The organism is Halopolyspora algeriensis (assembly GCF_003337235.1).
Lineage (GTDB): Bacteria > Actinomycetota > Actinomycetes > Mycobacteriales > Pseudonocardiaceae > Haloactinomyces > Haloactinomyces algeriensis.
This window is the reverse complement of record NZ_QPJC01000002.1, coordinates 667,285-674,571: the sequence shown is the minus strand read 5'-3', so window position 1 is coordinate 674,571 and position 7,287 is coordinate 667,285. Positions and strand designations below refer to the sequence as shown.

The following is a 7,287-nucleotide window of genomic DNA, read 5'->3' as shown; positions in this document are numbered from 1 at the left end:
TACGTGGCCGGCTTCACCGCTCCCGAGGGCAAGACCATGGGCCACGCCGGCGCCATCGTCTCCGGCTCCTCAGGAACCGCCGAGGCGAAGAAGGAGGCGCTGGAAGCCGCCGGCGTCCAGGTCGGCAAAACCCCCAGCGCCACCGCGCAGCTGATGCGCAAAATCCTGGCATGACGGTGCGCGGCTGCCTCGCCGGTGCGCTGCCACCGGCGAGGTGATCGCGTGTGGCAGGCAAACCGGGTGCGGCTTCTCTCGCGCGGTGGAAGCGGTGCACGACATGCTGTGAGCGTGCGAGGCGCCGGGTTCATCCGTTGCGTGACAGCCTCGACTCTTGACCCGATTGTTGCGATGAAGAACCATTCCGCCCAACCACGCCGCGGTTGCTCGACGGTCGAGCGGCTCCCGAGTGGAAAGTAGGTCTCCGTCGTGGCACACGAGGTCTTCAAGAGCAGATTCACGTTTGTCGCCGCCGCAGTGGGCATGGCCGTGGGGACCGGCAACCTCTGGCGATTTCCCCGCGTCGTCGGTGAATGGGGCGGCGGTGCATTCCTGATCGCCCTCGTCGTCGCCAATCTGATATGGGCCATTCCGATCCTGATGGCGGAGTCGCTGCTCGGTTCGAGGGCTCGACTCGGCACCGTGGGCGCCTTCCGTGACTTCATGGGCAGGAAGTTCGCCTGGCTGGGCGGCTACATGGGCTTCATCACCGTGGGAATCCTGTTCTACTACGCGGTGGTGTGCGGATGGGCGCTGCGGTACACGATCCATGCGCTCACCGGGACGTTCCAACCGGGAACGGACACCCAGGCGGTGTGGGACCAATTCGTTTCCAGCCCGGCGCAGACCATCGGTTTCCAGGCACTGTCCCTGCTGCTGGTGGGCATGGTCGTTTACCGTGGTCTCAAGGGGGGATTCGAGTCCCTGCTCAAGGTCGTCATTCCCGCGTTGTTCGTCATCCTGGCCGTCCTGGTCGCCCGCGCGATCACCTTGCCGGGTGCCGTCGACGGTCTGCGATACATGTTCGTGCCCGAATGGACACGGCTGGGCGAGGCCGAGGTGTGGTTGCAGGCGTTCACCCAGATGGCCTTCTCGACCGGTGCGGGGTGGGGACTGTACCTGACCTACGCGGTCTACATGCGGCGCCGCGAGGATCTGGGACTCAATGCGGCCATCGTGTGCGCCGCCAATCTCCTTGCTTCGTTGATGGCCGGGGCGGCGGTACTCTGCGCGGTTTTCGCGTTCCGGGGTGCCGAGTTCGCCGCCGAAGCGGCCGGGGCGGGCAATCAGGGACTGGCGTTCATCTACTTCGCCGAGCTGCTCGGCCGGATGCCCGGTGGAGTGTTCTTCGCCGTGCTGTTCTTCCTCGCCCTGTTCCTGGCCGGGGTCTCGAGCCTCATCGCCATGACCGAGCTGGCGACCCGCAACGTCATGGACATGGGAATGACCCGCAGACGTGCGGTCCCCTGGGTGGTCGGTGTCGCCTTCGTCGCGGGCATCCCCTCGGCATACAGCGTGGACTTCCTGACCAATCAGGACAACGTGTGGGGCATCGGGTTGCTGCTCGGTGGGCTGTGTGCCGCGATGGCCATGCTGAAGTACGGGGTGGAGCGGGCCCGGCGAGAGGTCGACGAGGTCAGCGACTTCCGTGTCGGTCGGTGGTGGAACGCGTGCCTGTACGCGTTCCCGGTGATGTTCGTCGTCCTGTTCGGCTGGTGGATCCTGCAGTCGGTCAGCGGTGTCGCGGACTGGTGGAACCCGTTCCAGACGTTCAGCCTGGGCACACTGCTCCTGCAATGGGGCGCCCTGGCTGTCGTCATGCTGCTGCTCAACCGCTATCTGGCAGGCAGGATCGATGCGGGTCCGATGAGCCCGGATTCCTTCGGCGATGCCGGAGCCGTGACGGACAGCGACCCGAGATCGTGAACCCGCGCCCGTCGAGCCCGGGCCTGCCGACGGTCAGGAGGGCTCGACCGGTACGGGCACCGCCGGAAGGCACCGTCAACGAAGGTTCACTCCGCCGGTGACGAGCAGTGCGACGTCGATGACCGCGACGAGGAGAAAAGCCTGGAAAACCGATCGCGAACCCGGGCGCAGCGCCAGGATCAACCCGACGGCGATGGCCGACGCGGCGGTGAGCAGCACCAGCAGGCCCCATCCGGACATCCCGCCGGACGGACCGAGAACCAGCACCACCGAGGCGCTCAGCGCCAGCCCGGCGGCCGCGATCCGGCTTCCGGTGGGCCCCATCCGGTGCGGGAGACCACGCACCCCGGTGGCGAGATCGTCGTCCAGATCGGGCAGAACGTTGGCGAAATGCGCCCCGGCACCCAGCAGCGCGGCAGCCGTGAGCAGCCACAGCGGCGGGAGGGGAGTCCCGGGTAGACCCAGTACCACGAACGCGGGCAGCAGACCGAAGGACACCGCGTAGGGCAGCACCGACAGTGCCCCGGCCTTGACACCGAGATCGTAGGACCATGCCGAGACCAGGGCGGCCAGGTGCGCCACCGTGGCGGGCCAGCCCGAGGGAAGCGACAGGAGCACGGCGCAGGCCGCGGCGACGAGGACACCGACCAGAACCGCTGTTCGGGACAACTGTCCTGTTGCGACCGGTTTGCCCGCACGGCCCACCACGGCGTCCCGCCCGGCATCGACCAGGTCGTTGAGCCACCCCACCGAGAGCTGGCCCGCCAGGATGGCCGCGGCGACCACGATCAGTTCGCCGGTGGCCCGTCCGGACGTCACGGCCAGGCCCGTGGCCACCGCGGTCACCGCCAGCGTCGGCTGCGGGTGGCAGGCTCGGACCAGCGCCGGCGCTGTCCGCGCGAGATGCCGCATGACAGGGAGTGTGCCAGGGTGAGGCTGTGCCGCACCCTCTGGCGCGTACGGCAGCCGAGCCGCGCAACGACCCCGCTCTGTACGAGGCATTGGCCGACCAGTGGTGGCGGCCGCACGGGGCGTTCGCGATGTTGCACTGGCTGGCCGCGGCCCGTGGCCGGCTGGTGCCTCCGGCTCCGAGGCCGGGTGCGGTGCTGGTGGATCTGGGCTGTGGTGCGGGATTGCTCGCTCCGCACCTGGCGGGCAAGGGATATCGGCACATCGGGGTGGACCTGTCGCCGTCGGCGCTGCGCCAGGCCGGGCAGCACGGGGTGCAGGCGGTGCGCGGTGATGTGCTCGCCGTGCCGCTGGCCGAAGGATGTGCCGACGTGGTCGTCGCCGGGGAGATCCTCGAACACGTCCACGACCTGCCCGGTGCCGTGGCGCAGGCATGTCGGCTGCTGCGTCCCGGCGGGCTGCTGGTGCTGGACACCCTGGCCGCCACCGCGCTGAGCCGCTGGTTGGCCATTACCGTGGCCGAACGTGTACCGGGGATGGCCCCCACCGGCATCCACGATCCGGCCCTGCTGGTCGATCGCGCCGCGCTCCGCGCGGAATGCGCCCGGCACGGTGTGCGGCCGGCGCTGTGGGGGATCCGCCCGTCGATGACCGACCTGCTGGCCTGGGCCGCCGGGCGGCGAAACGCGGTACGGATGGTGCCGGCGCCCACCACGGCGGTGCTGTTCCAGGCATGTGGCCGCAAGGAGGAGTGATTGCCGGTGTCCGAGACCGTCCCCGATGCGCCGGCGCCGGCCGATCCTGCCGCCGCGCACACGCTGGCTTGCCTGCTGGCGCCCCGGCTGGCCGAGCGCGCGAGCGAGCACGATCTGTCCGGCTCGTTCCCGACCGCGGATATCGAGGAGCTGCGCGCCCACGGCCTCCTGGGCCTGATGACCCCCGTGCGGCTGGGTGGTCGCGGCGCCTCGTTCGCGGACTACGCGGCGGTGGCAGCCGAGCTGGCCGCCGGTGCGGGATCCACCGCACTGATTTTCAACATGCACGCCTCGGTGACCGGCGCGCTGGCACACACCCCGGAGGAAATGGTGCGTCGGCTCGGTGGCCCCGAGGACTTTCCGGCCATGCGGGACCGGGTGCTCTCCGACGCGGCGGACGGCGCCCTGTACAGCGTGGCCATGAGCGAGCGCGGCGCAGGATCGCGACTCTCGCACATCACGACCTGCTACCGCCGGGTCGGCGCCGGTTTCCACATCACCGGCAGCAAGGCTTTCGTCTCCGGTGCCGGGCATGCCGATGCCTACCTGGTCGCCGCCAAGGACGCGGACGCCACCGAGCCGAAGGTGTCCTACTTCCTGGTGCCGGGGCAGCGGGGGGTGCAGGTGGAGCCGACATGGGACTCGATGGGAATGCGAGCGACCGGCAGCCACGATCTGCACCTCGATGCCGAGGTCGGACCGGAGGCCCTGCTGGGCGGGGTCGAGGGCCTGTCGGTGCTGATGGCCCAGGTGATGCCGCAGTGGCTGGTTGCCTCCTATGCCGCGGTCTATGCGGGTGTGGCCCGTTCCGCCGTGCGCGAGGGAGCGGCACACCTGCGCGCCCGCGAGTTGCACACCCTGCCCGCGGTGCGCGCACGCATGGGCCGCGCGGACGCCGCGGTGGCGGAGGCCGACCTGGTCGTGGCCGAGGCCGCTCGCCGGGTGGCCGAGGAACCGGGAACAACCGAGACCAACCGGTGGGTGTGGCGGGCCAAGCTGGTGGCCGGCGACACCGCCGCCGAGGTGGCCTCGTCGATACTCGAAGCTGCGGGGACCTCGGCCACCCGGCGCGGACACCCGCTGGAGCGAATCTATCGGGATGCTCGGTGCGGAGCGCTGCAACCGGCGACGTCGGATGTGTGCGCGGACTGGCTGGGCATTGCCGCCCTGGACGGCGATCCGGAACAGGACGCGCAGGTGCCGCGGTGGTGAGCGCCACCATCACCGGGATCGGTACGGCCCTGCCCGAGGCGGCCGCCGGCCAGCAGACGCTCTGGGACGGCTTCTTCCGCAACCATTTCGCGGGCAGCCGCGTGGCGGAACGGATCTTCGCCGGTTCCGGGGTGCGCCGCAGGCACACCGTGGCCGACCCGCTCGCCGAGGATCTGTCCGGCTGGTCGACCGAACAGCGGATGCGGCGCTACGTGACAGAAGCCGAACCGTTGGGGCAGCGTGCGACCACGGTGGCCCTGGCCGAGGCCGGAGTGGCCGCCGAGGAGGTCGGGCTGGTCACCGTCGTCTCCTGCACCGGCTACAGCACACCCGGCCTCGATATCCGGCTGGCCACGGCGCTGAACCTGCGTTCCGACGTGCAGCGGCTGCTCATCGGCCACATGGGGTGCTACGCGGCGCTGCCCGCGCTGGGCAGCGTCGCCGATTTCGTCGTCGCCCGGCAGCGCCCGGCGGTACTGCTGTGCCTGGAGCTGACGTCACTGCACGTGCAGCCACCCACCGACGACCCGCAGCAGATGGTGTCCCATGCCCTGTTCGGTGACGCGGCGGCGGCCCTGGTGCTGGTCCCGGACCCGCCGGCCGGAGCGGGAACGCGCCGGCCGACACTGCAGCTGGTCGACCTCGCCGCGGTGACCGACACGGCCACCAGTGATCACATGACCTGGGAGGTCACCGACTTCGGGTTCCGCATGGGATTGTCTCCCAAGGTGCCTGCTGTGCTCGCCCAGCACGTGCGCCCGATGATCTGCGACCTGCTGGGCAGGAACGGGCTGGAGGTGGCGGACGTGCGGACCTGGGCGGTGCACCCGGGAGGGCCGGCGATTCTGGACACGGTGGAAAGTGAGCTGGATTTGCCCGCCGACGCGCTCGCCGCGTCACGGTCGGTTCTGGCCGAGCGGGGCAACTGTTCCTCGCCGACGGTGCTGCTGGTCCTCGATGCCCTGGTCGACCGCGGCGCACTCGAGCAGGGAGGACCGGTGGTGGCGATGGCCTTCGGACCGGGGCTGACCCTCTACGCAGCGCTCCTGTCGGCCGGTCCCGGCACGGCGTGATCGCCGACCCGGCAGGAATGCGTTCCGGAAGAAAGCGAGGTGCATGGTGGACTCCGAGGTGCTCGCCGCCGCGGCGAGCCCGATCGATCTCCTCGCCGCTCGCACCCAGATGGCGCTGTCGTTGGGCTGGCACATCATCATCGCGTGTTTCGGGGTCGGCATGCCCGCGATCACACTGCTGGCGGAGTGGAGGGGCAACCGTACCGGCGAGGTGGCCTACCAGCTCCTGGCTCGGCGGTGGGCCAGGGCGATGGGTGTGCTGTTCGCGGTCGGTGCCGTGTCCGGGACGATCCTGTCCTTCGAGATGGGACTGCTGTGGCCGGGCTTGATGGGCACGTTCGGGCAGGTGATCGGCCTTCCCTTCGCGCTGGAGGGAATCGCCTTCTTCATCGAGGCGATCTTTCTCGGCCTCTACCTCTACGCCTGGGACCGCATGCCGCCCCGCCTGCACATGCTGACGGGCATTCCCATCGTCATCGCCGGGGTGGCGAGCGCGTTCTTCGTGGTCACGGCGAACGCGTGGATGAACCAGCCCACCGGCTTCGAGCTCGAGCAGGGACGAGTGGTCGCTGTCGAGCCCTGGGCGGCGATGTTCAACCCGGCCACACCACCCCAGACGGTGCACATGATTCTCGCCGCGTTCATGGTGGCCGGTTTCGGCATGGCCAGCGTGTACGCCTTCGCGATGCTGCGGGGCCGCCGGGACCGCTATCACCGGCTCGGGTTCCTGATTCCGTTCACCGTCGCCGCCGCGATCACACCGGTGCAGATCGGGGTCGGGGACTGGGCGGCGCATTTCGTCGCGAGCAACCAGCCGGTCAAGCTCGCCGCCATGGAAGGCGTTTTCGCCACCGAACGGCAAGTGCCGCTGCACATCGGTGGCGTTGCCATCGACGGAATCATGCGCTACGCGCTGGAGATCCCGTACGGCCTGTCCCTGCTGGCGCACTGGGACCCGAATGCGCGGATCCTCGGCCTCGAGGAGGTTCCGCCGAGCCAATGGCCGCCGGTGAACATCACGCACTGGGCGTTCCAGATCATGGTCGCCATCGGCCTGGCTCTGCTGGTTCTGGGCGTGTGGATGCTGTGGGTCTGGAGGCGGCGGCGTGCGATCCCCGAGTCGCGGTGGTTTCTGCGTGCCGCCGTGCTGGCCGGGCCCGCGGCGGCGGTGGCCCTGGAAGCGGGGTGGACGACGACCGAAGTGGGGCGCCAGCCGTGGACCGTCTACGGCATCCTGCGCACCGCCGAGGCGGTCAATCCCGCACCCGGTCTCGTCTACGGTTTCCTCCTGGTGGCGGCGGTGTACCTCGTGCTCACCGTGGCGACGGTCTACGTCCTGCGCCGGCTCGCCCGGAGCACACCCGTGCCCACCGCTCCGCAGGAGCGCGACGTCACCGACTATCCGGTGGTGTGAG

The 7,287-nt window shown here is 69.9% G+C and carries 6 protein-coding genes and 1 pseudogene; 6 read left to right on the top strand and 1 reads right to left on the bottom strand.

Annotated features, from left to right (window positions below; all coding sequences use genetic code 11):
- Together DFQ14_RS22220 and DFQ14_RS06370 are read left to right on the top strand one after the other, a co-directional pair.
- Positions 1 to 174, top strand: a pseudogene (locus DFQ14_RS22220) (succinate--CoA ligase subunit alpha); the annotation flags it as partial.
- A 252-nt stretch (positions 175 to 426) separates the two neighbouring features.
- Positions 427 to 1,923: a sodium-dependent transporter gene (locus DFQ14_RS06370; RefSeq protein WP_114452078.1), complete on the top strand. Its 1,497-nt coding sequence runs from the start codon at positions 427 to 429 to the stop codon at positions 1,921 to 1,923.
- A 75-nt stretch (positions 1,924 to 1,998) separates the two neighbouring features.
- Here the strand turns inward: DFQ14_RS06370 and DFQ14_RS06365 are convergent, their stop codons facing one another.
- Positions 1,999 to 2,835 (bottom strand): UbiA family prenyltransferase, encoded by an 837-nt coding sequence (locus DFQ14_RS06365; RefSeq protein WP_114452077.1) that lies wholly within the window; start codon positions 2,833 to 2,835, stop codon positions 1,999 to 2,001.
- Between the two features lie 26 nt (positions 2,836 to 2,861).
- Here DFQ14_RS06365 and DFQ14_RS06360 point away from each other — a divergent pair, with 26 nt between their 5' ends.
- From DFQ14_RS06360 to DFQ14_RS06345, 4 genes are all read left to right on the top strand, one after another.
- Positions 2,862 to 3,587, top strand: a complete 726-nt coding sequence (locus DFQ14_RS06360; RefSeq protein WP_246195393.1) for a methyltransferase domain-containing protein — start codon at positions 2,862 to 2,864, stop codon at positions 3,585 to 3,587.
- Between the two features lie 63 nt (positions 3,588 to 3,650).
- Positions 3,651 to 4,799, top strand: a complete 1,149-nt coding sequence (locus DFQ14_RS06355) for an acyl-CoA dehydrogenase family protein (RefSeq protein WP_246195543.1) — start codon at positions 3,651 to 3,653, stop codon at positions 4,797 to 4,799.
- The gene (locus DFQ14_RS06350) at positions 4,796 to 5,872 is read left to right on the top strand and encodes a type III polyketide synthase (protein ID WP_114452183.1); all 1,077 of its coding nucleotides are present in this window, start codon (positions 4,796 to 4,798) and stop codon (positions 5,870 to 5,872) included. Before DFQ14_RS06355 ends, DFQ14_RS06350 begins: the two co-directional genes overlap by 4 nt.
- A gap of 43 nt (positions 5,873 to 5,915) precedes the next feature.
- Positions 5,916 to 7,286: a cytochrome ubiquinol oxidase subunit I gene (locus DFQ14_RS06345; protein WP_114452076.1), complete on the top strand. Its 1,371-nt coding sequence runs from the start codon at positions 5,916 to 5,918 to the stop codon at positions 7,284 to 7,286.
- Position 7,287: the final 1 nt, after the last annotated feature.